Origin of the sequence: Hoeflea sp. EC-HK425 (assembly GCF_902498795.1) — a bacterium.
GTDB lineage: Bacteria > Pseudomonadota > Alphaproteobacteria > Rhizobiales > Rhizobiaceae > Hoeflea > Hoeflea alexandrii.
Genome location: NZ_LR701572.1, coordinates 4,400,431 through 4,426,258, shown reverse-complemented (window position 1 = coordinate 4,426,258; position 25,828 = coordinate 4,400,431). Strand labels below are relative to the sequence as shown.

Sequence of the window (25,828 nt, the reverse complement as noted above, 5' to 3'; positions counted from 1 at the left end):
TCAATTGATTGCCCGAATTTCCACCGAGATGTAGGGGGTTTTGGCACCGCCTTGTCTGCAGCGGATTTCAACCTCGGGTATCTGGCTAGTCCCGCCCGCCAGAGCGTTCCTCATCGGCACGCCTCAGACGCTTTTCCAGCGCGCGCAACGCCAGCGACAAGCCGACCGTGAGCAGCAGGTAGACATAGGCGACGATCGAATAGGTTTCGAAGAACCGGAACGAGCCCGAGGCATAGACCTTGCCCATCTGCGTCAGGTCCGCAACGCCAAGCACCGAGACCAGCGACGAATCCTTGATCATGGCGATGAAATCATTGCCGAGCGGCGGCAGAATGGTGCGGATCGCCTGCGGCAGCACGATGAAGCGGAAGCGCTGCAGCGGGTTGAGCCCCAGCGCCTTCGCCGCCTCGATCTGGCCTGTCTCCACCGACAGGATACCGGCGCGGAACACCTCCGAGATGAAGGCGGAATAGCCGATGGTCAGCGCGATGATCGCCCGCCACAGAAGCGACACATCGCGCACCAGCATCGGCTCGAACAGACCCGCCTCGATCAGCGGCGTCATCAGGACGTTCCAGGCGACGACGAAGCCCGGCGCGCCGACAAAGGCGATGTAGAACAACAGCACCAGGATCGGGATGCCGCGGATGATCTCGACATAGAACCGCGCGATCTGCCTGAGCACCAGGTATCGCGACAGCCCCATCACCGCCAGCAGCAGCCCGAAGCCGGTGGCGAGCGCAAAGCCGACGAGGGTGACGAAGATGGTGATCCAGACGCCCCTGGAGACGATGGTGAAGATCTGGCTGTAGAGATCGTTGATCGCAATCTGGATGGCGAGAAACAGCGCGATGGCGCCGGCGGCCAGGAGCCACCAGGGGAAGTCCGGTTTATCGTCCTGCTTCGATGCCACTGTCACGGGTGAGAGCTTTCCACCGGTGCGCCGGCCGGCGCCGGGCGCATGAACATCTGCTCCCGCACCCCGCCGCGCCACTGGTCGTCCTCGCTCTCGGAACTGAGGATGAAGCCGTGGCGTTCATACAATGCCCGCGCCGCCTCAAGTCCGGCAAAGGTGGTGAGCCAGACCGGGCCCGCCGCCACTCGGTCCGCATGCTCAATGGCCCGGGCCATCAGCTGCTTGCCGAGCCCGCTGCCGCGTTCGCTGCCGGCGACCACGAACCATCTGAGATGCGCGCCGTCCGGCCCGCCGCCGGTCACGTCCATGCTGATCGAGCCGGCGAGTGCATCGCCGCGCCAAGCGGTCAGGAACAGATCGCGCGCCGGATCCATCCGGGCGAGGAATTCCGCGAGTTCCGCCGCGACCTTGGTCTCGAACGCCCGCCCGAAACCCCACTGAGCTGCATAATAGTCCATATGCAGGCCGAGAACGCCGCCAAGCGCCCCCGGCCTGTATCCGTCAAGAACGATCGGCACGATCGCTCTCAGCCGCCAAGCTTGTAGTCGAGGAACCACTTTGTGTTGAGGGCGTCGATTGTGCCGTCGGCTTTCATCGCTGCAATCGCCGCGTTGACCGGGCTGACGAGCTCGGAGCCCTTGGGGAAGATGAAGCCGAAATCGTCGGTGCCGAGCGGCCCGCCGACGAGTTTGAGGCCGCCGTCGGACGCCTCGACATAGCCCTTGCCGGCCACGCCGTCGGTGAGCACCATGTCGACATCGCCGGTCTTCAGCGCCTGCACGGTGGCGCCGAAGGTTTCCATCAGCTTGATGCGCGGGTTCTGCTCATTGCCGTCCAGCACGTCATAGACGGCGACATAGAACGGCGTGGTGCCGGGCTGCGCGCCCACGAGACCGCCCTCGAACGCCGCGAAGGAAGCCGCATCGCTGAACCTCTCCTCGTCGCCGCGCACCAACATGAACATTTCAGACCTCATGTAGGGATCGGAGAAGTCGACCTTCTCCTTGCGGTCTTCCTTGATCGAGATGCCGGTCATGCCGATCTCGTACTGGCCGTCGGAAACCGACTGGATCATCGCATCCCAGGAGGTGTTCTGGTACTCGACGGTGAAATTCAGCCGTTTGGCGATCTCGTTCATCGCGTCATATTCCCAGCCGATCTGCTCACCGGTCTTCGGATCGATGAACTGCAGCGGCGGATAGGCGTTTTCGGTGACCACCACGACGGTCTGGCCGCCGAGATCGGGCAGGCCCTCGGCCTGCGATGCGGCTATACCCAGGCCGATGAAGGCGGCCGCCGCGGCCACGGTGAACTTGGCAAATGACATGACACTCTCCCTGATGAGGTCTCGGGACTGATTTCCGGGCGCATCGCCTGTCGGCGCGTAGCGCTTGGCCCGCACTTTGCAATGCGGCTCGATGGGCCGCAAGGGGGAGCGTGCAGCAAGCAGAAACCCTCCGCGCGCCGCGACGCGAGGAGTTTTGGAAGGGACAGTCCGGAGGGCCGCGCGCAGGCTGTGCCGTTCGGAAAAGGTTTGGTGTGCATGCCCCGCTTTCGCGGTAGCATGCGGGGTGGCGCAGATTGCGCGCGGGCCCGAATATCGCCGGATGGTGTCCGCATCCGACAGGCAGTTGCGTGCCGCTTGTTCGCCGCCCGGACACGGGCAGCCTTGAGCGACGGGTGGCATCGTCCGGCACGGGTTGGGCCTTGCGTTTATGATCCGGGAACGCCAGGGCGGCTGACACTGCGCCGGACGCCCTTCCCGCATCCGCAAGACGGCCCGCCACAGGCCCGTTTCCACCCTCACCCTGACAGCCGGCCGGCGCTGGCCGGCACAAGGGGCAAAGGTTTCTCCGGTGGCTGGCTTGGCCGATCCTCCCGTTGGGCATCCCGTTGGAGATCCCGTTCAGGCTGATCCTGCTGCCAGCGGAACCCGCCGGTGCACCGCCTCCTCCTTCGTCCTGCCGCACGTTACGGCAGCCACCCGGAGGCCTTCCTCCCGCCTGGACCGCAACGTTCGCGATCCATCCGGTGACGGGAGCGGCATCAGTGTGACACGGGATCTGGAGGGTGTGAAAGAAATGGGGTTGAGAGCGAGGCGTGCACCTTCTCCCTCTGGGTGGGGGAGAATGCGAATTTCAGCATCTTGGCTTCAGCCAAGTGCTGGAAATTCCAAGAGAGGGGCTCGGTTTCGGAGACGGGACCACCCCCTCACCTGAAAAATCTACGACTTGGCGCTCTCGCGCCAAGACCGTGATTTTTCTTCCTCTCCCACAAGGGGAGAGGCAGAAACTCCACCAGCCTCAATCCCGCTTGATGCTCATCAGCACGTCCCAGAGGTCGGCGCCGGTTTCGAACACGAGGGCGTTGGCCCCAAAGCCGGTTTCTGCCTGCTTGAGGGTGAGAAGCTCGTTGGCGAGGCTGATCTCGGCGTCGGTTTCGGCTGCAGCATCGGTTGTGGCACCCGGACCGGAATTGGCGATATTGCCGGCAACGGTGGCCAGGCGGTTCTGCTCGGTGCGCATGCCCGAGAGCGCCATGTTCATCATCGAAGAAATCGTCATCCGGACCCTGCCCCGTGCAAATGCGCGTTCACGTGAGCGCCGAGTGTCGCCGATCCGGCTTAGCAGAGGATTAACCCGGTCGTGCGGTTTTGAACGGTTTGCCGCAATTCCGGTCTGCCGGAGCGACAGGCCGGAATCGGCACGGCAATGAAGTCCGGGCCCGGAACGCAAAAAAGCGCCGGTTTCCCGGCGCTTTTTCAACCGACCCCGAAAGATCGTCAAATCATGATGGAGCGGCTTATTCGCTCTTGGCTTCTTCGGCCGGCGCTGCAGCTTCAGCGGCTGCGGCTTCGTCGGCTGCTGCCTTTGCGGCTGCGGCTTCAGCGGCCTCTGCTGCTGCCTTTTCGGCGGCCAGGGCCTCTGCTGCTGCGATCTTCTCGGCCTCGATGCGTGCCTTCTCCTCGGCCAGCGCCTGGCGCTCGGCTTCGTTGAGCTTGCGGGCGCGGGTGCCGGTGTTCTCGACGATACGGGCCGACTTACCGCGACGGTCGCGCATGTAGTAGAGCTTGGCGCGACGCACCTTGCCGCGGCGGACGACTTCAACGGCCTCGACCAGCGGCGAGTAGATCGGGAACACGCGTTCCACGCCTTCGCCGTAGGAGATCTTGCGAACGGTGAAGTTCTCGTTCAGGCCGGAGCCAGAGCGGGCGATGCAGACGCCTTCGAAAGCCTGCAGACGGGTCCGCTTTCCTTCCGTCACGCGCACCTGGACGCGCAGGGTGTCACCGGCGGAGAAATCGGGAAACTTGCGGGAAGCTTCAATCTTGGCGGCCTGTTCGGCCTCCAGCTGGGCAATAATGTTCATGGTCCTTGACCTTTCGTTCTTCTCAAACGGTCAGAGCGCTCTCATCTCGCCATCTTGGCATGTCCCGTTTTCGGGATCATCCTCGAGGCTATGCCGGTGAAGGCAGGAGCGGGTTCACCATTCATTGTTTGGCAGGCGCCGCTGTTGACGCGGCTGTCGGACTTTGCCGATCGCCGGGGCAGATACACCATCGCCGCGGTTTTGTCACGCCCTGCGCCGTGAATTTGTTCACCCCGGTCCGCGCGCGGCACAAGCGGGATATGCCGGGGCGGCTTGCCGATCGGGGCTCCACGGCGAAATCCGCCGCCTGACGAGTGGTGGCGAGGCGCCTGTGGCACACTTGAACCCTCCGCGCCCAGATGCTCTAAGCAGCTTTTCGACTTCAGGCAATCCGGCGCACCATGTCCCTTTTCGATATCGTCCTTCTGTTCAGTGCCGGCTTTTTGTCGAGCGTGGTCAACGCCATTGCCGGCGGCGGTACCTTTCTGACCTTTGGCGCCATGACGCTGGCCGGGGTTCCGCCGATCATGGCCAACGCCACCTCCTCCGTGACCCAGTTTCCGGGCTACGTCACCTCTGCCCTGGCTTACCGCACCGAGATCCGCGAGGCCGGGCGCGAGGTCTGGGTGATCGCAGGACTGTCGATGGTCGGCAGCCTCGTCGGCGCGCTGATCCTGGTGTCGATGTCCAACCCGTCGTTCCGCTCTCTGGTGCCGTGGCTGCTGCTCGCCGCCACCATCATCTTTGCCGCCGGCCCCTATCTGCGGCCGAAATCGCTGCATGCCGAACAGCCCATCACCAGGCTCGGCATGGTCGGGCAGTTCCTCACCTCGATCTATGGCGGGTTCTTTGGCGCCGGCATGGGCATCATGATGCTGGCCGTGCTCGGGCTGACCAAGGGCGGCGACTACCACAAGCTCAACGCTCTGAAGAACGTCACCGCGGTGGTCATCGCCTTCGTTGCGCTCCTGGTGTTTTCCGGTGGCGGTGTGGTGGCCTGGCTGCCGGCCTTGATCATGATCCCGGCAGGCGCGCTTGGCGGCTATGCCGGTGTCTGGGCCGCACGGCGCGTGCCGCAATCAATCATTCGCGCCCTCGTGGTCGGCGTCGGCCTGCTGCTGAGCTGGTATTACTTCGCCAGCTGATCTTTCCGGTCCTCAAGAAGATCGGGGCGCCGTTCACGCGTCAGCCTGAGTGATTCCGCCTCGCGCCATTCGTCCACGGCCCTGTGATTGCCCGAGGTCAGCACGGCGGGGATTTCGCGGTTTTCAAACACCTGCGGCCGTGTGTAGTGCGGATGCTCCAGCAGCCCGGTCTCGAAGCTTTCATGGGTGCCTGAGGCGGCATTGCCCATGACCCCGGGCAGCACCCGGATCACCGCATCGAGCAGGATCAGTGCCGCCGGCTCGCCGCCCGAAAGCACATAGTCGCCAATCGAGACTTCTTCGAGATTGCGCGCCTCGATCACCCGCTGGTCGACACCCTCGAACCGGCCGCAGACGATCACCGCGCCGGGACCGTCCGCCAGTTCGCGCACCCGGGCCTGGGTCAGCGGCTTGCCCCGCGGGCTCATCAGCAGCCGCGGCCGCACGTCACCCTCCGGACTGACCGCATCGATGGCCCGCGCCAGCACATCGGGCCTCAATACCATGCCGGCGCCGCCACCGGCCGGCGTGTCATCGACATTTCGGTGCCTGCCGGTGGCATGGTCGCGAATATTGACCGCTTCGATCTCCGCATCGCCGCGCTCGATGGCCCGGCCGGCCAGCGACAGACCGAGATGCCCCGGAAACATCTCCGGGTAGAGCGTCAGGATGGTTGCGCGAAAGCTCATTCCGGCCTGTCTTCATCCGGAAGGTCTTCGGGGTCCGCGTCGCCGTTGTCTTCCTGGCCGTCATCCTCGCCGGTGTCGATCAGGCCCGCCGCCAGCGGATCGACCAGGATCCGGCCAGCTTCAAGATCGACCGTCGGCACGGCAGCCAGCGTGAACGGGATCACCACCGGCTTCCGGCCCTCGTCGCGCAGTTCGAGAAGATCACCGCCGCCGAAATCCAGCACGCCCGACACCGTGCCCCAGAACCGACCTTCCGCGTCCCAGGCTTCCAGCCCCTCGAGATCGGCATGGAAATATTCGCCCTCCTCCAGCTCCTCGTCATCGAGGCTGGAGCGGTCGATGAACAGCTCGAGGCCCTTGAGCGCTTCGGCGGCATTGCGGTCATTGATGCCGCGGAAGCGCACCACGACAACGGTCTTGGCAAAGCGGTGATCGAGGACCTCGAACCGGCGGCCGTCCGCGGTGTAGAGCGCGCCGTATTCGGCAATCGCCATCGGATCCTCGGTGAACGGCTTGACCCGCACCTCGCCGCGAAGGCCCTGCGCCGCGCCAACGATGCCGATGAGAATGGGGTGCTCAAGCTTGGTCATGGACATCTCCGGGGTGGGCAACGCGAAACGGGCGGCATCAAGCCGCCCGCACTATAGCGCAAAACGCCCATCCGTCAGGATGGGCGAGACGCTGTCGCAATTATTCCGCAGCTGCTTCTTCTGCAGGTGCTTCGGCCGGTGCAGCAGCGGCTTCGGCGGCAGCAGCGGCTGCATCCTCTTCCTTCTGCTTCTTCTCGGCGGCGCGTTCCTGCGCCTTCTTGCCGGGCTTGGCCTTGTTCGGGTTGTTGCGGGCATCGCGGGTCATCATGCCGGCTTCAGCCATGAAACGGGCGACGCGGTCGGTCGGCAGCGCGCCGTTGTCGAGCCAATGCTGGATGCGCTCCTGGTTGAGGCTGACGCGGGTCGCGTCGTCCTTGGCCAGCATCGGGTTCCAGTAGCCCAGACGCTCGATGAAGCGACCGTCGCGCGGGCTGCGCACGTCGGCAACGACAACATGGTAGTAAGGACGCTTCTTGGAGCCGCCACGGGCCAGACGAATTTTCAGTGCCATTTTCTTTTCCTTTGAGTAAGCAGACTTGTTGGCTGTTGGGTTGAAACTCTTCGGACGCTGTTCAGCGCCAGATTGGTGAAATCATTTCGAAGCTGCCTGCTTGTGATGCTGGATGACTTCGCGAATGACGAATTCGAGAAATTTTTCGGCGAAATCCGGATCGAGATCGGCGGATTTCGCCAGATCGCGCAGCCGGGCAACCTGCTCGGCCTCGCGATTCGGGTCGGATGGCGGCAGGTCGGCCGAGGCCTTCAGAGCGCCGACGGCCTTGGTCACCCGGAACCGCTCGGCCAGGATATGGATCAGCGCCGCGTCGAAATTGTCGATCGAACGGCGGAATTCCTTCAGCTGCGCCATGGCTTCACTACTGGTGCTCATGTGCCGCCCTCACTTCTTCTTCGGCAGGCCGGGAAGGCCGCCTCCGCCAAGACCGGGCAGCTTCGGGCCGCCCAGACCGGGCAATCCGCCAGGAAGACCCCCAGGCATTCCGCCCGGCAGGCCGCCCATTCCCGGGGCCTTGCCGAGGCCGGCGGCTTCCGCCTGCTTCTGCAACGCCTCGAGCTGCTTCGGGTCCATCTTCGACAGATCCGGCATGCCGCCCATTCCACCCATGCCGCCGGCCATTCCACCGGGAAGCCCCATCTTGGAAGCAAGCCCGCCCATGGCCGCGCGCATCATGCCGCCGCCCTTGCCCTTGCCACCCATGGCCTTCATCATGTCGGCCATCTGCCGGTGCATCTTGAGAAGCTTGTTGATGGCGGCCGCATCGGTGCCGGAACCGGCGGCGATGCGCTTCTTGCGTGAATGCTTGAGCAGGTCGGGATTGGCGCGCTCGGCCTTGGTCATCGAGCCGATGATGGCGAGCTGGCGGGCGAAGGTCTTGTCGTCCATGCCGGCCGCCGACATCTGGTCCTTCATCTTGCCCATGCCCGGCATCATGCCCATGATCCCGCCCATGCCGCCGAGCTTCTGCATCTGCCCGAGCTGATCGGCCAGATCGTTGAGATCGAACTTGCCGGTCTTCATCCGGGCGGCCATCGCCTGGGCCTTCTCGGCGTCGAAATTCTCCGCCGCCTTCTCGACCAGCGAAACAATGTCGCCCATGCCGAGGATCCGGTCGGCGACGCGGCGGGGATGGAATTCCTCCAGCGCGTCCATCTTCTCGCCGGTACCGATCAGCTTGATCGGCTTGCCAGTGACCGCCCGCATCGACAGCGCCGCACCGCCGCGGCCGTCACCGTCCATGCGGGTCAGCACCAGTCCGGAAATGCCGACGCGCTCGTCGAAATTGCGCGCCAGGTTGACCGCGTCCTGACCGGTCAGCGCATCGGCCACCAGCAGGATCTCGTGCGGGCTAGCGCGCTTCTTGATCTCGGCCATCTCCGCCATCAGCGGTTCGTCGATATGCGTGCGGCCGGCGGTGTCGAGGATGACCACGTCGTGGCCGCCGAGTTTCGCCGCCTGCACCGCGCGCGCAGCAATGTCGGTGGGCGACTGGCCGGCGATGATCGGCAGCGTGGCGACCCCGGTCTGCTCGCCGAGCTGGCGGAGCTGCTCCTGTGCCGCCGGACGGCGCGTGTCGAGCGACGCCATCATGACCTTCTTCCGGTCACGCTTCTCGAGCCGGGCCGCGATCTTGGCCGAGGTCGTGGTCTTGCCCGAGCCCTGCAGGCCGACCATCATGATGACGACGGGGGCAGCCGCATTGAGGTCGATCGCAACGCCTTCTTCACCAAGCAGCGCCACAAGCTCGTCATGGACCAGCTTGACCACCATCTGGCCGGGCTTGATCGACTTTACGATCTCGGCGCCGACGGCCTTCTCGCGCACCCGGTCGGTAAAGCCCCGGACAACTTCCAGCGCCACGTCGGCCTCCAAGAGCGCGCGGCGAACCTCGCGCATGGCTTCCGACACATCCTTCTCCGACAGGGCGCCGCGCCCGGTCAGGTTGTTGAGGATGGAGCCAAGCCGGTCCTGGAGATTTTCAAACATTGCGTCGTCCTGTGGTTGCTGGGGTCTCCAGCCAATATGGGACGGGCATTACGCAAAGCCAAACGACACCCGAGGGCGCATCGCGCTGTCGGGTGTTGACCTCCGGTGCTCAGGCGTTTCGCTTGACCGTTCAAACCGGTACGGTTTGAAGAAAGGATTCAAGCGACCATCAGAAACATCCCGGTCGGCGGCTCGGAGTCATGCTCGTCGCAGATTTGAGCGCGATAAACAGGAAAAGCGTGGCGGAGTCAAGGTTGGGGGCTCTTTGGGGCCGACAACGCACTCCGGACAAAGGTTTCGAGAATCATTGTGTCAATCGCCTGGCCACCGCGGCAACCGTTTCCCTACCGGACATAAAAAGCGGCAATATGTCTCTCGGTACCTCCTTATTCCTGAAAGAATGTGCTGCTATCGTCCATTCACTCGCCAAGAAATGAAAGCAAGACATGTATCCCAGCTACACCAGATCAGAACGCGTTGCCGACGGCAGCATGCATGCCATCGGCGTCACCGGGGCGCTGCTTGGTGCGATCCTGTTGCTCGTCTGGGCGGCACCGGTCGCCTCGCCCTGGGAGATCACGGCAATCTCGGTCTATGCGATCACGCTGATAGGCACCTTCACGGCCTCGGCGTTTTATCACATGACCCCGTGGGAAAACCTCCGGCCTGCCTTGCGGCGCATCGATCATGCGGCGATCTACCTGAAGATCGCCGGCACCTACACGCCGCTGGTGGTCATGATCGGTTCGGGCCTCGCCTACGCCGTGCTGGGCATTATCTGGGCCCTGGCGGTGATCGGAATGGTGCTCAAGCTGGTCTTCTGGAGCACTCCCGGCCAGTTTGGCCCCGCGCTCTACCTGATCATGGGCTGGATGAGCGTCGTGCTGTTCTGGTCGTCATGGTCGGACCTGCCCATTGGCTACATCATAGCCGGCGGGCTGCTCTACACCGTCGGCGTGGTCTTCTATGCAGCGAAGAGGATGAAGTTCTCGAACGCCATCTGGCATGGCTTTGTCATCGCCGCCTCGGCCTGTTTCTTCGTGGCCATCACGGTTGCGACGACCCAGCAGGCCGCGGTGTAACGGTCTCATTCCGTCCGGATGCGGACCGGAAACCTCAAGACAGGCTGCAACGCTGGCCGCCTGTGCCGCCGGCGGTGCTTCCGGGTTTCATTGCATCCGTCGTGGCAGCGCTTGTTCTCCTTCATGCGCGGGGCAATGCCCCTCTAGAACGGCCAGACCCACGCGATCATCGGCACCGCGACGACGATCACGATCACCTCGAGCATCAGCCCCATGCGCCAGTAGTCGCCGAAGCGGTAGTTGCCGGGACCCATGATGATGGTGTTGTTCTTGTGGCCGATGGGGGTGAGGAAGGCGCAGGACGCGGCCACCGCCACGCCCATCAGGAACGGGTCCGGGCTGGCGCCGATGGAGTTGGCGACGCTCACCCCGATCGGCGCGGCGATCAGCGCGGTCGCGACATTGTTGAGAAAATCCGACAGCGTCATGGTGATGATCATCAGCACCATCAGCACGCCCCAGGCCGGCAGATTTTCGGTCAGATTGACGATCTGACCGGCGATCAGTTCGCTTCCGCCGGTCTCTTCCAGCGCACCGGCAACCGGAATGAGGCAGGCCAGAAGCACGATCACCTTCCATTCGATCAACGCGTAGAAATCGCGGCCGCTGATGATGCCGAGAAGCAGGTAGGCAACAACGCAAAGCCCGAGCGAGATCGCCAGTGAGGTGATCCCCATAACCGACAGGGCGATGGCGGCGGCGAAGATACTGATCGCCAGAAACGCCTTGGTCCGCTGCATCACCTCGAGCCGGCGGTTTTCGAGCGGCAGCACGCCGAGCCACTGGCTGGCGGCGGCGATATTCTTGTCGGGCCCGATCAGCAGCAACAGGTCGCCTGCCTTGATCGGCAAGTGACCGACCCTTTCGCGAAATCGCCTGCCCTGCCGCGACAGGCCGAGCAGCGTCACCCCGTGCCGCTGGATCAGCCGCAGCCCCAGCATGGTGCGCCCGACGACGGAAGATTCTTCCGGCACGATGGCCTCGACCAGGCTCAGCGACTTGCCCATCAGCCCGCCCTGGTCTTCCGTGCCGATGACATCGAGTTCGGCCGCACCCATGAAGGCCTCGATCTGCTTGGGATCTCCCTCCAGCACCAGGAAATCGCCTTCGCGGATCTCGCGGGCCTGGGAAAAGCCGGGCAGGCGCTTGCCCTGGCGCGCCAGCCCCAGGATGCTCACATCATTGTCGTCGGCGACCGGATAGAGTTCGCCCACCGACTGGCCGATCGATTTGGACCCTTCCTTGACGCGGGCTTCGGCGACGTAGAGACCGGCGTCCCCCTCGAGCGAAATCGTGTCCGCCCGCTCCGGGATCAGCCGCCAGCCAAGGAAGGCCACATAGGCGATGCCGGCGGTGGCAACCGCGATGCCGACGGGGGCGAAATCGAACATCGAATAGGGCGCACCCAGGACATCCTGGCGGTACTGGGCGATGACAATGTTGGGCGGCGTGCCGATCAGGGTGATCATGCCGCCAAGGATGGTGCCGAAGGACAGGGGCATCAGCGTCAGCGACACAGCCCGCTTGGCCTTGCGCGCGGCATCCATGTCGAGCGACATCAGCAGCGCCAGCGCCGCGACATTGTTGATGATCGCCGACAGCACCGCACCCACCACCGCCATGATGCCGATATGCACCGGAAGCGCCCGGTCGGGCCGGGTGACATAGCGGGCGATCATTTCAACGGCGCCGGAATTCATCAGCCCGCGCGAGACGATCAGCACGAGCGCGATGATGACCACCGCCGGATGACCAAAGCCGTGAAACGCATCCTCGGGCGCAATCAGCCCTGCCATCACGGTGACCATGAGCGCAACGAAAGCAACCAGATCGTAGCGGAAACGCCCCCAGACCAGGAGCCCGAACAGGACGACGAGAATTCCAAAAAGCATGATCTGGTCGGTCGTCATGGACTGTGCCTCTCCGCGGAATGAACGGACAACGGTTTTGAGGCCTTGGGGTTGCATAGCCACGTAGGGCGGTCAACTTTTTCCTGTCTGGTGGCATGCGCTGCCCGGAACGGTGAACGCGGGTCCGGGCAGCACTTGAGCCGCTGTTTCTATTGCGCCAGATACTGGTTGGTGTACCAGCCCGCAACATCCGGCATCTCCTTGTGCACGTCGCCATTGGCGTCACGCAGGATGCCGGCCTCAAACAGGAACCCGGTGATGCCGGTGATCAGTTCGGGATCGATCAGACCGACGGGCTCGCCCGGATCACGCAGATACCCGCCTTCGACAAGCGCTGCCATCGAGGCATGCACCAGCTCCGGATTGGAGAGCATGCCGGCGGTTTCAGAAACCAGGATATCGGCTGCCTCGGCCGGATTTTCCGCGGCGAAGGCGTAACCGCGCTGCGCAGCCTCGACGAAGGCGCTCGCGGTCTCTCCGTTCTTCGCAAGCCAAGTGGAATTGCCGCCCAGAAAGGTCGTGTGCTGGTCCGGTACGCCATAGTCGGAATAGTTGAACCAGCGTTGCGGGCGGTTGAGCAGGACCGAATTGACCCCCTCCCAGGTACTCACTTCCAGGGTGAAATCGACCGAACCATTGGCCAGCGCCTCGTAGGCCGAGGTCCCGAGCGTCACCGTGTCGAAACTGCCCTCGCCGCCGTCATGGCGGATGATCGAGGAGATCAGCGCATTTTCCCAGGCGCTGCCAAAGCCGGCATAGGTGAGGCCATCGAGATCGGCGGGGCGCTTTATGTCCTCGCGGTCGCCATTGAACACCAGCCGCCCGGTCTCGTGCTGTACAACCGCCATCACTGCCGTCATGTCGGCCCCCATGGAACGCTGGCTGTGAAAACCGACGGCGCTCAGGATGCCGAACTGGGCCACGCCGGTGGCAACCAGCGTGCCCGACGAAGTGTCGGTGTAGGGCAGGATCTCGACATCGAGGCCTGCGTCGGCGAACCAGCCCTTGGCCTGGGCCACATAAAGCCCGACATGGTTGGTGTTGGGCGTCCAGTCGAGCGCCACGGTGAGTTTTTCGGCTGCTTGCACGGGAACGGCAACAATCAGCGCAAGGGCTGTGAGAAGATGTTTCATGATCAGTCTCCGGTTTCGGTGAGAAGCGTGTCGAGAAGTTCGGCCTCGAGGCGGATGGCCCGGGGCGAAAGCGGGGCGCCGAGGCGCGGACGGCGGTCCGGCACCTCGAATTCGGCGATGATGCGGGCGGGACGGGGCGAGAGCACGTAGATCCGGTCCGACAGCGCCACTGCCTCGCGCACATCGTGGGTGACCAGAACCGTGGTCCAGTGCGCGTGCTGCCAGCGGCTCTCCAGCCAGCGCTGCATCTCCGTGCGGGTCAACGCATCGAGCGCCCCGAAAGGCTCGTCGAGCAATTGCACCGGCCGGTCCTGGACAATGGTGCGCATCAGCGCCGCGCGCTGACGCATGCCGCCCGAAAGCTGAGCCGGGTAATGACGTTCAAAGCCATCCAGTCCGAAGGTTGCAAACAGCGGCTGCACCTTTGCCCGCGCCTCGGCGCGGCCCAGACCCTGGACCTCGAGCCCGAGGATGACGTTGTCGATGATCCGCCGCCACGGCATCAGCGCGTCGCGCTGCGGCATGAAGGCAAAGGCTTGCGGGCTTTGATCAAGCGGTGCGCCGCCGACCCGGATCTCGCCGCGATCAGGCCTGAGCGCCCCAGTCAGAAGCCGCAACAGGCTCGACTTGCCGCAGCCCGAAGGGCCGAGTATCGAGACGAACTCGCCTTGAGCAACATGCATCGATACACTATCGAGCACAGGCATGCCGCCAAGCGAGAGACCGATCTTGCTCAGTTCGAGCGCGCTCATCGCCCCGCCCCCGCCTGCCGCCATCCGAGCACGATCCATTGCATCAGCGCCGTCGCCCCGAACAGGGCAAGCGTCAGGGCCGAGCTGATCACCACGGCGGCAAGCATCAGGTCCGGCCGGAAGCTGTTCTTGGCGTTGAGAATGACGATGCCGAGCCCGGCGCGGGCGCCGACATATTCGGCAAAGATCGCCGCCACCACCGCATAGGTGATCGAGATCCGCAAGCCGGCAAAGAAGTAGGGCATCGCCGAGGGAAACCGGGCGCGGCGGAAGATGCCTACCCGGGACGCGCCCATCGAACCGAGCAGCGCCTCGATCTCGGGTTCGGTCGAGTCGTAACCGTCGACCAGCGCGATCAGCATCGGGAAAAAGGTGACAAGCGCCACCAGCAGGATCTTCGGCGTCAGCCCGAAGCCGAACCACAACACCACCAGCGGCGCGATCGCCACCAGCGGCAGGGTCTGGCTGATCACGAACACCGGAAACAGCGCCCGCCTCAGCCGAGGAACGAAATCGATCAGCACCGAGAGCGTAAAGGCAAGCGTGAGCGAGAAGGCAAAACCCGTCAGCGTCGCCTGCAGCGTCGGCAGCGTGTTGGCCCACAACAGCTCGCGATTGGCGGCGATCTGGCCGATCACCCGCGACGGCGCCGGCAGAACCAGCGCCGAAATGCCCGAAACACGGACGTAGATTTCCCACGCCGTAAGTGCCGCCGCGACACTGAGAATGGCAGGCAGGCCCTGGCGGATCTGGGTTGAAGCGGTGCGAATGAGGGACGGCATGCAGCCACCAGGCCGCGCCGCCGGCGCGCCGGACGATGAACCTGTCATGGAATCAGCCGATGGACGGGCTGTTGGCGGAAACCGTCAGATCGATGGTCACGTGACCGGCGGGCGGCCCGAACCGGCAGAAGGCTTCCTGCAGGGTGGCAAACACCGGCCCCGAATCACCGATCAGCCGGGTGCAGAAATTCTTCGACCGGTCAAAACTGCCGCTCGATTTCAGAAAATCGATGCAGCCCATGATTTCGGCCATGTGGTCGCCCGCGCCCATCACGTAAAGCGAAAACTGCGCCCGGGCGGTCTCGCCGGTCTGCGGCGCGTCGCCAAGCGCGGCAAGTGCCGCCGCCTGCCGCGAGCCGAGCGGCTCGGACGGATTAGCGAGCGCATTGGTCTGGCAGATCGGATCGTCGGGTTCGCCCGGACAGCCACGCGACAGCGTCGCCCTGAGCACCACGTGATGCCGGCTGGCAGCGGCCGCCACGTAAAGGTCGCGCAGCGCCGGAAACAGCACCTCCGGCGGCCCGACAACCAATGTGGAGATATCGTCGGTCTCGATCCTGAGACGATCGCGATACGGATCAAGCGCCGAAAGCGACGACAGGATGACATCCACGAACCCGTCGGTCATGGGGTAAAGGGATACTTGCGCGCCTGCGAACATCTTGGTTCCTCCTTGCTACGCTGGCATTATCCAGATCAGCTTCGAGGGTCCGTGGGCTTGGCGCCCGCATCTCAGCCGCGGCTCTACGCGGCACCCCTGTGGTGAGGCGTATTCAACAGGCTTTACATGCAAATGCAAGTGCTTTCGTTCGCCGCCGCGACAGATTTTTCTGCCGCGTTCGCAACGGCATTGCCAGCGCTGCGGTTTCATTCAGGGCTGCGGGTTGGAGCAAGATTGCCGTGTCAACGAACGGATGAAAGAGCCACCGCCGACATCGTGGGCGACCCGGCGTGCGGCAACACCGCCTTACAGGCTGGCCCTGCCCCGGCGTGCGCGGCGGTCGCCCGCTTTGCCGCTTTCGGCAGGCCCTTCGCCAGCTATGCCGTCAAGATGCTCGCCCCAGACGATATCCGTGTTGCGTCCGGAGATCTTGGCCCGGTAAAGTGCGACGTCGGCTGCTTTTGTGCACTCCGTCAGCGACGTTCCGGCCTGGGGAGCAAGTGCAATGCCGGCCGAGAAGGACAACGCGACGCCCTTCAGTTCCACAATGCTGTGGGTGGCAAGTTCGTGCCGCCACCTGGCACATCGTTCGAGCGCCTGGTCGCGGCTCGTGCCCGGCAGCACGACGAGGAATTCCTCGCCGCCATGACGGAACGCCATTTCCGAGCCGTGCAGGCTGTCGCTGAGGATGCTTGCGAAACTCGACAGGACCTTGTCTCCGACATCGTGCCCGTACCGGTCATTGACCTGCTTGAAGTAATCGAGATCCAGGACGATCAGCGATACCGGCGCCTCCTCGCTCGCGCTGGATATAACGGGCGGGATGACGGTGCTGGCGTGACGCCGATTGTAAAGGCCGGTCAGGTGATCGTGAAAGGCCTGCTGTTCGAGCTGTTCCTGCAGGCGCAGGTTTTCCTCAAGCCGCAGCTTCAGCGCCTGCCCGGCATCCGCGAGGCTTTTCTGCGCGGCTTCGCGCACTGTGACGTCGCGCAACACAACCATGACGCTGCCTTGCCGGCCCCAGCGCTCCAGCGGCTGCGCAGATACCTCGAAAATCGTCTCCATTGCCTCGAAATGGATGATCGGCTTCGTCGATTCGGCCTGGGTATCTCTTGCGATAAAGGCCATCAGCGGGTGGGAAGGCGGAAGCTTCGTCCCCACGGTTTCGGCACTGAACCCTGTCAGCTTTTCTGCCGCGGGATTGGTCTCGAGAACCAGACCGCTTGGATCAAGCACAATGATCGGATCGCGCAGAATAGAGAAAATGATGTCCCGGGCAATCGGCGGTGCAATGAACAGCTTTCCGCGATGTTGCGCGAAGAGCACGGCCATCACCGTCGCGCTGAAGGCGAAGGGCGTCGGATCGTCATCGAACAGCCGGAACTCGAACAGCACGAAAGCCGCGTTGCATCCCCACGGTACGCATGTTGCGATCAGGAGCGCCACCATTTGACGCCTGTGCAGACGAGCGGCGCGCTTCAATTGGGAAATCGACATCAGGCAGGCAAGCAGCATGCACAGATACATCCCCCCCAACAGCGCGTAGAACAGCCATCCGTGCGAGAAGCTCGGCCGTTCTTCGTTGATGACGCCGGTATAGATCCAGTGATGATAGCCATCCGTCAGGGCGGCCAAACCGGCGAGCGCGCTGATCACAAGCATGATCGTGATTGGCAGGCGCCTGGTGACCTGGCTGAAGCCTGCATGGTCGAGAAATCCTGCCGACCAGAACAGCGGTGTCGCGACGATACCGAACCAGGCCAGCCTGCTGAACAGGATCTTGTCCGACAGCTCCTCACTGTTGAGGCGGAGCACGACCATGGCGATCCACCAGACCGATGCCACGGCTGCCAGCCCGAAGGCCACTCGCCCCGGTGCTTGCGGCGATCTGATGATTCGCCCGACCACGAGGATCGCGAGCAACGCGATCACAAGCAGGATCGGGGTCGAAAAGCTCATTGTCAGTCCTTCAGGCAATCAGGCAGCGCGGGCTCACTGCGCGCTGTCCATTTACTTCTGATCCAGTCATAACCGCGTTTTCCTAATGAAGCTTTGCCATGAGCCGAAATATCTCGCGGGCCATCAGATCTGGCCCGGCCAAGAACTGCATTTCTGCAAAAGGGCCAGAGATTGCAGCGAGCCTGCTGCAACCGTACGGCAGTCGGTGGCAGCGCAACCCTCTTATCCCGCAACCCTCTTCTCTTGAACCCTTCCGCCGCCCCACCATATCTCCCACCATGAAACGTCGCTCCTTTCTCAAATTTTCAGCACTCGCGGCCCTTTTCGGGGTTGGCGCATCAGGGACCGCCATGGCTGTCGCACGCAATTCCAATCCCTATCATTCCGGTCCGCTCAGCGATCATTTCGACGGGGTGCGGTTCTTCAACCCTGACGGCGCGGAGCCCAAGGGGTTTTCCGATCTGTTGAAATGGAAATTCGGCGGCAACCAGGCAAGCTGGCCCAGATCCGTCAAGAGCCCGTTCGCGCCAGCCCGCCCGGAGCCGCGCGTGGAAGGCGACCGGTTGCGCATCACCATGGTCGGCCATGCCACCATGCTGATCCAGACCGCCGGGCTCAACATCCTTACCGATCCGGTCTGGTCGGACCGCGCCAGCCCGCTCTCCTTTGCCGGGCCGAAGCGCGTCACCGCACCCGGCATCGCCTTCGAGGACCTGCCAGACATCGATCTGGTGCTGCTCAGCCACAACCACTACGACCACCTCGACCTGGTAACCCTGGCGCGGCTGAGACTGGCGCACAATCCGCTGGTCATCACGCCCCTTGGCAATGACGCCATCATCAAGTCGCACGTTCCCACCATGCGGGTGATGACGGGCGATTGGGGCCAGTCGATCAAGTCAGGCCCGGCGACGGTGCATTTCGAACCGTGCCATCACTGGTCGGCGCGCGGCGTCAACGACCGCTCGATGGCGCTCTGGGCGGCCTTCGTGCTCGAAACCCCGGGCGGCAAGATCCTGCATATAGGCGACACCGGCTTCGACAACGGCCGGCCTTACAGGAATGCCCGCGAGCGCCATGGCAGCTTCCGCGCCGCGATCCTGCCGGTCGGCGCCTACGAGCCGCGCTGGTTCATGAAGGACCAGCACCAGAACCCGGACGAGGCAATCGATGGTTTCCTGCTGTCGGGCGCCGAATTTGCGCTTGGCCATCACTGGGGCACGTTCCAGCTCACCGACGAGGGCCGCGACGCGCCCGCCGAGGTGCTGCAGGCCAGGCTCGCCGAGAAAGGCGTTTCCAGGGACCGCTTCCGGCCGCTGCATGTCGGCGAAGCCTGGGAACATCCGCTGACCGCCTGACCGGCAATTCGGCATGCCTGATCCGCAAGACAGTTGGACAGGCACGCAACAACGTGTATGCATCGCCCACGCCGGTTCCTCTCAAACGGCGATACCGCACATCCCGTCTCGTCAATTCTGCTAGGAACACTTTGCCATGGCTCTCAGACTGGTTCTCATGCTGGCTGGTGCCATCATCATCTATCTCGGCCTTGATCTCGGTCTGGGCGGAATGCGCACCCTGGGCTGGCAGGGTTCGACCGATTTCATCACCGTCACCGACCCCGCGCGGTTTGCCGTGCAGGACAATCACGCCCGCTTTGTTGGCGGTGTCTGGCTTGGCGTCGGACTTGTGCTGCTCGCCGGCTCCTTCGCTGTCGCCCATTTCCGCACCGCGTTGATCGCCATGTGCGCGCTGGTTTTCGTCGGCGGGTTGATGCGGATTGCCTCCGGCGATACCGATACCATTCTCGCCATGCAGGTGCTGCCGTCGCTGCTGGCCGAACTGGTGCTTTTCCCTGCCCTCGGCTTTTGGCTTTTCAGGACGCAACCCGGAACCCGCGCCGACGCCCGATAGGCGCCGGCACTGGTAATCACGCGGCTTTTCAGCCATATAGAGCCCGAGCAACAACGGGTGCACGCGATGGGATCGATGGTTCCTTTTGCCAAGATGAACGGACTGGGCAACGACATTGTCGTCATCGACATGCGTGGCAGAACTGATGCCGTGACCGCAGAGGCCGCCATTGCGCTGGCAAGCGGCGACCGCACCGGTTTCGACCAGATCATGGCAATCCACGACACCGATATCGACGGCGTGGATTACCGCATCGACATTCTCAACCGCGACGGCTCCCGCTCCCAGGCCTGCGGCAACGGCACACGATGCGTTGTCCAGGCGCTCGCCTCGGAAACCGGACGCAAGAGTTTCACCTTCAAGACGCTTGCCGGCATCCTGACCGCCGAAGAGCATGAAGACGGGCTGATTTCGGTCGACATGGGCGTGCCCGAATTCCGTTGGGACCGGATCCCGCTGGCCGAAGAGTTTTATGACACCACCCGCATCGAGTTGCAGGTCGGACCGATCGACGACCCGGTGCTGCATTCGCCTTCGGTGATGTCGATCGGCAACCCGCACGCCATCTTCTGGGTCAAGGAGGACGTCTGGTCCTATGATCTCGAGCGCTTCGGGCCTCTGCTGGAAAATCACCCGATCTTTCCCGAACGCGCCAATATCTCGATTGCCCGGGTCCTGAATGACCAGACGCTTGATCTTCGGACCTGGGAACGCGGTGTCGGCCTCACCCGCGCCTGTGGCTCGGCCGCCTGTGCCGCCGCGGTCTGCGCCGCGCGCACCGATCGCACCCGCCGACGCGTGACCGTCAATGTGCCCGGCGGCCCGCTTCACATAGACTGGCGCGCCTCCAACCACGTGATCATGACCGGACCGGCGGAATGGGAATTCTCGGGAACCGTCGATCCGCTGACCGGAGACTGGAAGGCGGACGAGGCGGCGGCGTGAGCGGCGTTCGCGTTCTTACCCTCGGCTGCCGGCTCAACACCTACGAATCGGAAACCATGCGCAAGGCCGCCGAAACGGCGGGCCTCAACAACGCCATCCTGGTCAACACCTGCGCGGTAACCGCCGACGCGGTGCGACAGTCGCGCCAGACCATCCGGCGGGCACGCCGCGACAATCCGCACGCCCGCATCGTGGTTTCGGGTTGCGCCGCCCAGACCGAACCCGAAACATTTGCCGCCATGGACGAGGTCGATGCGGTGATCGGCAACGACGCCAAGGGCCAGGCCGCGACCTATCGCGGTCTGCCCGATTTCGGCGTCTCCCATAGCGAGAAGATCCGCGTCAACGACATCATGTCGGTACGCGAGACCGCGCCGCAGATGATCGAGGCGGTCGAAGGCCATACCCGGGCTTTCGTGCAGGTGCAGAACGGCTGCGATCATCGCTGCACCTTTTGCATCATCCCCTATGGCCGCGGCAATTCCCGCTCGGTGCCGATGGGGGCGGTGGTCAGCCAGATCGAAAAACTGGTCGGCAACGGCTACCAGGAAGTCGTCATCACCGGTGTCGACGCCACCAGCTACGGCGCCGACCTGCCGGGAGGCCCGACCCTCGGTACTCTGGCCAGGACCATTCTCAAACAGGTACCTGACCTCAAGCGATTGCGGCTTTCGTCGATCGATTCGATCGAGGTGGACAAAGCCCTGATGGACCTGATTGCCAATGAACCGCGTTTCATGCCGCATCTGCACCTGTCGCTGCAGCATGGCGACGACCTGATCCTCAAGCGCATGAAGCGGCGGCACAGCCGCGACGATGCGGTTCAATTCTGCCGCCAGGTGCGGGACTTGCGGCCAGGCTTTGCGTTCGGCGCTGACCTGATCGCCGGCTTTCCGACCGAGACCGAGGAAATGTTCGCCCGTTCGCTCGACATCGTCGAGGAATGCGGCCTGGCATTCCTGCATGTCTTTCCCTATTCGCCGCGGCAGGGAACTCCGGCGGCGCGCATGCCGCAGCTTGATCGCGCGCTCATCAAGCAACGCGCGGCGCGCTTGAGGGAACGCGGTGAACAAGCCTATGATGCCCATCTCTCGGCGATGGCGGCGGCGGCTGAAACACATAGGGTTATGGTCGAGTTTTCTGGCACGGCGCGGACAGAAAATTTCACCCCGGTGGTTGCGCCCGGCGCGCCACGGGGCCAGATGGCGCTGGTAAGGGTCAGTGGCCGCACCGCAGATCACCTGACCGGCGAGATCGCCGTAACGGATCATATGGAAATCGCAGACGTCGCCGCAGGCTGACGCGCAACAAGATACAGGACCGGAATGGCGCTCAACTTCATCAAAAAGGTTTTCTCCTTCGGGCGGAACAAGGAAGAGGCGCCGGCGCCCGAACCCGCCGAGGAAACGTCAGCCCAACCCGCCGGCGAAGAACCGGTGACAGACGACGCAGCGGCTACCGGACGGGCCTTCCCACGCGACGGCGAGATGCAGTTCACACCGGAAACAGCGGCTGGAAACGCCGGCGAATCCCCGGCACCGGCGGATGAATCCCATGCCGGTGAGCCGCCGCTCCCAGCCTCTGCCACCGATGCTGACGCCGGTACGGTCGAAAGCGCTCCCAGGAATGACGACGCTGCTGCGGATACAAGCAAAGCGGCCGAGGAAGGCGTCGCGCCCGATGCACTTTCCTCCGATCCCACGCTTCCCGCCGCCCCCGCGCCCGACGCGGGAACCGCACTGGAAGCGCGAGACCAGGACCCGTCCGGTACAGCGGCCAGCGAAAGCCTGCCGGACGACGGCGGCGCCATGCAATTCACCCCCGAGACGGCCGGCAACGCCGCGCGACCGACGCCTGCGCCCGCTGATGAAGATCATGCCGGAGAACCGCCCCTCCCGGTCGACGCCAGCAGTCCAGCCGCGACCGGCGTGCCCGAAGGCAGCGGTACCGGCTCCACGGACGAGGTTCAGCAGGCACCCGAGGATCTCACCGCTGATCCGGCAATCCCGCCCGCGCCTGAGCCGCAAGCAGAACCCGTAGCCAGCTCAGAGCCCTCAGCCACCTCGGAGCCGCGCAGGCTCGTGGTCCGCGACACGGTCTCGCAGGCGGAGCCGGAAAAGGCGCCCGAACCGGTCGTCGAGGACCGAGGAAACTGGTGGCAGCGCCTGCGCCAGGGCCTGTCGCGCACCTCGGGCCAGCTCACCGGCCAGATCACCGGCATCTTCACCAAGCGCAAGCTCGACGAGGAGACGCTCGAGGAGCTCGAAGACATCCTGCTGCAGGCCGATCTCGGCGTCGAGACCGCGATGCGGATCACCGACGCCCTGTCCTCGACCCGCTACGGCAAGGACATCTCTCCGGCCGAAGTGCAGAAGGTGATGGCCGACGAGATCACCAGGGTTCTGGGTCCTGTGGCAAGACCGCTGGAGCTTGATCTCAGCCACAAGCCGCATGTCATTCTGGTGGTCGGCGTCAACGGCACCGGCAAGACCACCACCATCGGCAAGCTCGCAGCCAAGCTCAGCTCCGGCGGGCTGAAAGTCACGCTTGCAGCCGGCGATACCTTCCGTGCTGCCGCCATCGAGCAGCTCAAGATCTGGGGTGAGCGCACCGGTTCGAAAGTGGTCTCGACCCGGCTCGGCGCCGATGCTGCCGGCCTTGCCTACGAGGCCTTCGAGACCGCCCGCGAGGATGGCGCCGACGTGCTGATCATCGACACCGCCGGCCGCCTGCAGAACCGCACCGAGCTGATGGACGAGCTCGCCAAGGTGGTGCGCGTCATCGGCAAGCTCGATCCGGAGGCGCCGCACACCGTGCTGCAGACGCTTGATGCGACCACCGGCCAGAATGCCTTGAACCAGGTCGAGATCTTCAAGAACGTCGCCGGCGTCAACGGCCTGGTGATGACCAAGCTCGACGGCACCGCCCGCGGCGGCATTCTCGTTGCCATCGCCGCCAAGCACAGACTGCCGGTCTACTTCGTCGGTGTCGGCGAAGGCGTGGACGACCTCGAACCCTTTGAGGCGGCCGATTTCGCCTCGGCAATCGCCGGAGAACCAAAATGAACGACCGCAACAGCACAACACCCCGGCCAGCGGATCCGGAGGCCGGCGACACGGCACCGCACATTTTCGAAAGCGATCCCAACGCCCCCGACCGCAAGCGCATCAATCCGCTGCTGAAGATGGTGCTGGAACTGGGACCGCTCCTGGTCTTCTTCTTCGCCAATGCGCGCGGCGAATGGATTGCCGAGCGGGTGCCGTTCCTGGCCGATATCGGCGGCCCGATCTTCGTCGGCACCGCCTGCTTCATGATCGCCACCGCGATCGCGCTGAGTGTCTCCTGGGCGCTGACCCGCACCCTGCCGATCATGCCGCTGCTCTCGGGTGTCATCGTGCTGGTCTTCGGCGCCCTGACGCTCTGGCTCCAGGATGAGATCTTCATCAAGGTCAAGCCCACGATCATCAACACCATGTTCGGTGTCATCCTTCTCGGCGGACTCCTCTTCAAGAAGTCCTTTCTGGGCTACGTGTTCGATTCCGCCTTCCGTCTCGACGCCGAGGGGTGGCGCATCCTGACCATGCGTTGGGGCCTGTATTTCCTTCTGATGGCGGTGGTCAACGAAGTCATCTGGCGCAATTTCTCCACGGACTTCTGGATCGCCTTCAAGGTCTGGGGCAACATGCCGCTGTCGATCGTCTTCACCATCATGCAGCTTCCGCTGATGCAGCGGCATGCCCTGCCGGAAGAGGATGAGGAAAAGGCGAAGGGTTAGAAACGCCGCGAGGGTCACGACGGGAATGCGGAACGCGACTTACGGCACAGCGCTCACCCTGATGATCGGCTGGCTGATCTGGATCGGCAAGCCGGTACTGATCCCGATTCTTGCCGCGGCGATATCGGTCTACGTGCTCTCCACCGCCGCCCAGAGCATGCAGGGCCTCCCCATCATTGGCCGGCTGCCGGCCTGGGCAAGACGGGTGCTCATCCTTCTTGCCTTCGTCCTGGCAGTGGTGCTTCTCTTCGTGCTGGTCATCGACAACATCGCACAGGTGGCCGCAGCCCTGCCGCGTTACGAAAGCAATCTTCAGGCGCTTGTCACCCGCTTTGCCAGCCTGCTCGGCATCGACGACGAGCCGACCTGGGCAAACCTGCGGCGGGCGACGCTCGACCAGGTGGATTTCGGATCCTGGATTGCGCCGGCTTTGGCCTCGCTGCGCGGGTTTGGCGGGACACTTTTCCTGGTGGTGCTCTATGCCAGCTTCTTCATGGCCGAACGCGGCATGATGGCGCGAAAGGTGGTGAACGCGCTGGGCGGAGAGGAGGCCGGCGCGCGCGCGCTGTCGCTGCTCGCGCGCATCAACGAACGGATCGGCGAGTACCTGTTCGTCAAGACCGCCGTCAACCTGATCCTCGGCGCAATCTCCTACGTCATCATGCTGGCGCTCGGCATCGAGTTCGCTTTGTTCTGGGCGGTGCTGATCGCCTTCATGAACTACATTCCCTATATCGGCTCGCTGATCGGCGTGATCTTTCCCGTGCTTCTCAGCCTTGCGCAGTTCGGCACCCTGTGGATGGCGGGCGTGGTGCTCACGTCGCTCACCGCAGCGCAGGTTCTCGTCGGCGCTTATCTGGAGCCGCGCATGATGGGCCGCGCATTCAACCTCAGCCCGCTGGTCGTGCTCCTGGCGCTGGCATTCTGGAGCACGCTGTGGGGCTTGCCCGGTGCGCTTCTGGCGGTGCCGATGACCGCCAGTCTCGTCCTGGTCTTCGCCGAGATCAGGACAACCCGCCCCATCGCCGTCATGCTCTCGGCCAGCGGGCGGGTGTGAGACTGGAGACGATACCCAACTGCGTCACCGAGCATTCAGAACCGGATGCTTAAGCCGCTGGGGACCGTCTAGCCCGCTGGGGAACTCGAAGCGGGAGCGAAACCCTACCCCGGATTCGCAAACGGCCCGGCATACCCCTTCGCCATCACCTCGCGCTCGTGACCGAGCATCCAGTGCACCGTGGGGAAGGCGATTTCGTCGACCGGGAGATTGTCCCAGTCGAACAGCTTGACCTCGAGGCTTTCCTCGCCCACCCCGAACAATGTCCCGCCGGCCTCCGGATCGATCAGTTCGGCGCGCCAGATCAGCTGCACCTGGCTCAGATGCGGAACGGAATAGACCGCCAGCAGCTCACCGAGCTTGAGCTGTGCCAGCGCCTCTTCGCGCGCCTCGCGCCGCGCCCCGTCCTCGGGCGATTCATTGAGCTCCAGATAACCGGCCGGCACTGTCCAGAAGCCGCGGCGCGGCTCGATGGCGCGGCGGCACAGCAGCACCTTGCCTTCGTGCCGGACCACCGACCCGACGACGATGCGCGGGTTCTGGTAGTTGACGAAGCCGCAGGTGGTGCAGACATCGCGCTCATGGGTATCGCCGTCGGGAACCAGGCGGTGGAAGGTTTTGAACGTGTTCATGAGGCAAAGATAGA

The 25,828-nt window shown here is 63.9% G+C and carries 26 protein-coding genes and 1 riboswitch; of the genes, 9 read left to right on the top strand and 17 right to left on the bottom strand.

The features are described 5' to 3' along the window. Nucleotides 1-85 precede the first annotated feature (85 nt). From SPHINGO391_RS23780 to rplS, 5 genes are all read right to left on the bottom strand, one after another. Entirely contained in the window at nt 86-919 is an 834-nt protein-coding gene (locus tag SPHINGO391_RS23780; protein ID WP_244615343.1) for an amino acid ABC transporter permease, read from the bottom strand. Beyond that, nucleotides 916-1,434: a GNAT family N-acetyltransferase gene (locus SPHINGO391_RS23775; protein WP_244615342.1), complete on the bottom strand. Its 519-nt coding sequence runs from the start codon at nt 1,432-1,434 to the stop codon at nt 916-918. Before SPHINGO391_RS23775 ends, SPHINGO391_RS23780 begins: the two co-directional genes overlap by 4 nt. Nucleotides 1,435-1,442: 8 nt before the next feature. Continuing rightward, on the bottom strand, nt 1,443-2,243 hold the full coding sequence (locus SPHINGO391_RS23770) for a transporter substrate-binding domain-containing protein (protein ID WP_152011167.1): 801 nt from the start codon (nt 2,241-2,243) through the stop codon (nt 1,443-1,445). 976 nt (nt 2,244-3,219) lie between these two features. Then, nucleotides 3,220-3,480, bottom strand: a complete 261-nt coding sequence (locus tag SPHINGO391_RS23765) for a flagellar basal body protein (RefSeq protein ID WP_152011166.1) — start codon at nt 3,478-3,480, stop codon at nt 3,220-3,222. Nucleotides 3,481-3,718: 238 nt separating this feature from the next. Then, nucleotides 3,719-4,285, bottom strand: a complete 567-nt coding sequence (rplS, locus tag SPHINGO391_RS23760; protein WP_152011165.1) for a 50S ribosomal protein L19 — start codon at nt 4,283-4,285, stop codon at nt 3,719-3,721. 401 nt (nt 4,286-4,686) lie between these two features. Between rplS and SPHINGO391_RS23755 the strand changes: the two genes are divergently transcribed. Then, nucleotides 4,687-5,430 carry a sulfite exporter TauE/SafE family protein gene (locus tag SPHINGO391_RS23755; RefSeq protein ID WP_152011164.1) on the top strand — a complete coding sequence of 248 codons (744 nt, stop codon included), beginning with the start codon at nt 4,687-4,689 and terminating at the stop codon, nt 5,428-5,430. On the opposite strand, the gene trmD is transcribed toward SPHINGO391_RS23755, so the two are convergent. From trmD to ffh, 5 genes are all read right to left on the bottom strand, one after another. Continuing rightward, complete coding sequence (gene trmD, locus SPHINGO391_RS23750) at nt 5,415-6,119, bottom strand: tRNA (guanosine(37)-N1)-methyltransferase TrmD (protein ID WP_152011163.1); 705 nt, start codon at nt 6,117-6,119, stop codon at nt 5,415-5,417. The genes SPHINGO391_RS23755 and trmD overlap by 16 nt on opposite strands. Beyond that, nucleotides 6,116-6,709 carry a ribosome maturation factor RimM gene (gene rimM, locus SPHINGO391_RS23745; protein ID WP_152011162.1) on the bottom strand — a complete coding sequence of 198 codons (594 nt, stop codon included), beginning with the start codon at nt 6,707-6,709 and terminating at the stop codon, nt 6,116-6,118. Before rimM ends, trmD begins: the two co-directional genes overlap by 4 nt. A 100-nt stretch (nt 6,710-6,809) precedes the next feature. After that, nucleotides 6,810-7,220, bottom strand: coding sequence for a 30S ribosomal protein S16 (gene rpsP / locus SPHINGO391_RS23740; RefSeq protein ID WP_152011161.1), 411 nt, complete (start codon nt 7,218-7,220; stop codon nt 6,810-6,812). Between the two features lie 81 nt (nt 7,221-7,301). Next, nucleotides 7,302-7,598: a chorismate mutase gene (locus tag SPHINGO391_RS23735; protein WP_152011160.1), complete on the bottom strand. Its 297-nt coding sequence runs from the start codon at nt 7,596-7,598 to the stop codon at nt 7,302-7,304. Nucleotides 7,599-7,607: 9 nt separating this feature from the next. Next, a complete protein-coding gene (gene ffh / locus SPHINGO391_RS23730; protein ID WP_152011159.1) occupies nt 7,608-9,212 on the bottom strand; it encodes a signal recognition particle protein in 1,605 nt (534 codons plus the stop codon). 446 nt (nt 9,213-9,658) lie between these two features. Here ffh and SPHINGO391_RS23725 point away from each other — a divergent pair, with 446 nt between their 5' ends. Then, nucleotides 9,659-10,294 (top strand): hemolysin III family protein, encoded by a 636-nt coding sequence (locus tag SPHINGO391_RS23725; RefSeq protein WP_152011158.1) that lies wholly within the window; start codon nt 9,659-9,661, stop codon nt 10,292-10,294. A gap of 143 nt (nt 10,295-10,437) precedes the next feature. Here the strand turns inward: SPHINGO391_RS23725 and SPHINGO391_RS23720 are convergent, their stop codons facing one another. The 6 genes from SPHINGO391_RS23720 to SPHINGO391_RS23695 all read right to left on the bottom strand — a co-directional run bounded on the left by SPHINGO391_RS23720 (nt 10,438) and on the right by SPHINGO391_RS23695 (nt 17,491). Further along, on the bottom strand, nt 10,438-12,204 hold the full coding sequence (locus SPHINGO391_RS23720; protein ID WP_152011157.1) for an SLC13 family permease: 1,767 nt from the start codon (nt 12,202-12,204) through the stop codon (nt 10,438-10,440). Nucleotides 12,205-12,353: 149 nt separating this feature from the next. After that, complete coding sequence (locus tag SPHINGO391_RS23715; RefSeq protein ID WP_152011156.1) at nt 12,354-13,337, bottom strand: ABC transporter substrate-binding protein; 984 nt, start codon at nt 13,335-13,337, stop codon at nt 12,354-12,356. A 2-nt stretch (nt 13,338-13,339) separates the two neighbouring features. Then, the gene (locus tag SPHINGO391_RS23710; protein ID WP_152011155.1) at nt 13,340-14,089 is read right to left on the bottom strand and encodes an ABC transporter ATP-binding protein; all 750 of its coding nucleotides are present in this window, start codon (nt 14,087-14,089) and stop codon (nt 13,340-13,342) included. Beyond that, a complete protein-coding gene (locus SPHINGO391_RS23705) occupies nt 14,086-14,871 on the bottom strand; it encodes an ABC transporter permease (protein ID WP_152011715.1) in 786 nt (261 codons plus the stop codon). The genes SPHINGO391_RS23710 and SPHINGO391_RS23705 overlap by 4 nt, the downstream gene beginning before the upstream one ends. A gap of 52 nt (nt 14,872-14,923) precedes the next feature. Then, nucleotides 14,924-15,532 carry a YkoF family thiamine/hydroxymethylpyrimidine-binding protein gene (locus SPHINGO391_RS23700; protein WP_152011154.1) on the bottom strand — a complete coding sequence of 203 codons (609 nt, stop codon included), beginning with the start codon at nt 15,530-15,532 and terminating at the stop codon, nt 14,924-14,926. Then, a riboswitch (TPP riboswitch) is annotated at nt 15,527-15,640 on the bottom strand. Its footprint overlaps the gene before it by 6 nt. A gap of 198 nt (nt 15,641-15,838) precedes the next feature. After that, nucleotides 15,839-17,491, bottom strand: coding sequence for a diguanylate cyclase (locus SPHINGO391_RS23695; protein ID WP_152011153.1), 1,653 nt, complete (start codon nt 17,489-17,491; stop codon nt 15,839-15,841). A 278-nt stretch (nt 17,492-17,769) separates the two neighbouring features. Between SPHINGO391_RS23695 and SPHINGO391_RS23690 the strand changes: the two genes are divergently transcribed. The 7 genes from SPHINGO391_RS23690 (at nt 17,770) to SPHINGO391_RS23660 (ending at nt 25,182) form a co-directional block, all read left to right on the top strand. Next, a complete protein-coding gene (locus SPHINGO391_RS23690) occupies nt 17,770-18,849 on the top strand; it encodes an MBL fold metallo-hydrolase (RefSeq protein ID WP_152011152.1) in 1,080 nt (359 codons plus the stop codon). A 136-nt stretch (nt 18,850-18,985) separates the two neighbouring features. Further along, nucleotides 18,986-19,405 carry a DUF4345 domain-containing protein gene (locus SPHINGO391_RS23685; protein ID WP_152011151.1) on the top strand — a complete coding sequence of 140 codons (420 nt, stop codon included), beginning with the start codon at nt 18,986-18,988 and terminating at the stop codon, nt 19,403-19,405. 66 nt (nt 19,406-19,471) lie between these two features. After that, the gene (gene dapF, locus SPHINGO391_RS23680) at nt 19,472-20,350 is read left to right on the top strand and encodes a diaminopimelate epimerase (protein WP_152011150.1); all 879 of its coding nucleotides are present in this window, start codon (nt 19,472-19,474) and stop codon (nt 20,348-20,350) included. Continuing rightward, complete coding sequence (gene mtaB / locus SPHINGO391_RS23675; protein WP_152011149.1) at nt 20,347-21,651, top strand: tRNA (N(6)-L-threonylcarbamoyladenosine(37)-C(2))-methylthiotransferase MtaB; 1,305 nt, start codon at nt 20,347-20,349, stop codon at nt 21,649-21,651. The genes dapF and mtaB overlap by 4 nt, the downstream gene beginning before the upstream one ends. Before the next feature lie 24 nt (nt 21,652-21,675). Beyond that, nucleotides 21,676-23,415: a signal recognition particle-docking protein FtsY gene (gene ftsY / locus SPHINGO391_RS23670; RefSeq protein ID WP_152011148.1), complete on the top strand. Its 1,740-nt coding sequence runs from the start codon at nt 21,676-21,678 to the stop codon at nt 23,413-23,415. Beyond that, nucleotides 23,412-24,125, top strand: coding sequence for a septation protein A (locus tag SPHINGO391_RS23665; protein WP_152011147.1), 714 nt, complete (start codon nt 23,412-23,414; stop codon nt 24,123-24,125). The genes ftsY and SPHINGO391_RS23665 overlap by 4 nt, the downstream gene beginning before the upstream one ends. A 25-nt stretch (nt 24,126-24,150) precedes the next feature. After that, a complete protein-coding gene (locus tag SPHINGO391_RS23660; protein WP_152011146.1) occupies nt 24,151-25,182 on the top strand; it encodes an AI-2E family transporter in 1,032 nt (343 codons plus the stop codon). A gap of 104 nt (nt 25,183-25,286) precedes the next feature. Here SPHINGO391_RS23660 and SPHINGO391_RS23655 read toward each other — a convergent pair whose 3' ends face one another. Beyond that, entirely contained in the window at nt 25,287-25,814 is a 528-nt protein-coding gene (locus SPHINGO391_RS23655; RefSeq protein WP_152011145.1) for an NUDIX hydrolase, read from the bottom strand. Nucleotides 25,815-25,828 lie beyond the last annotated feature (14 nt).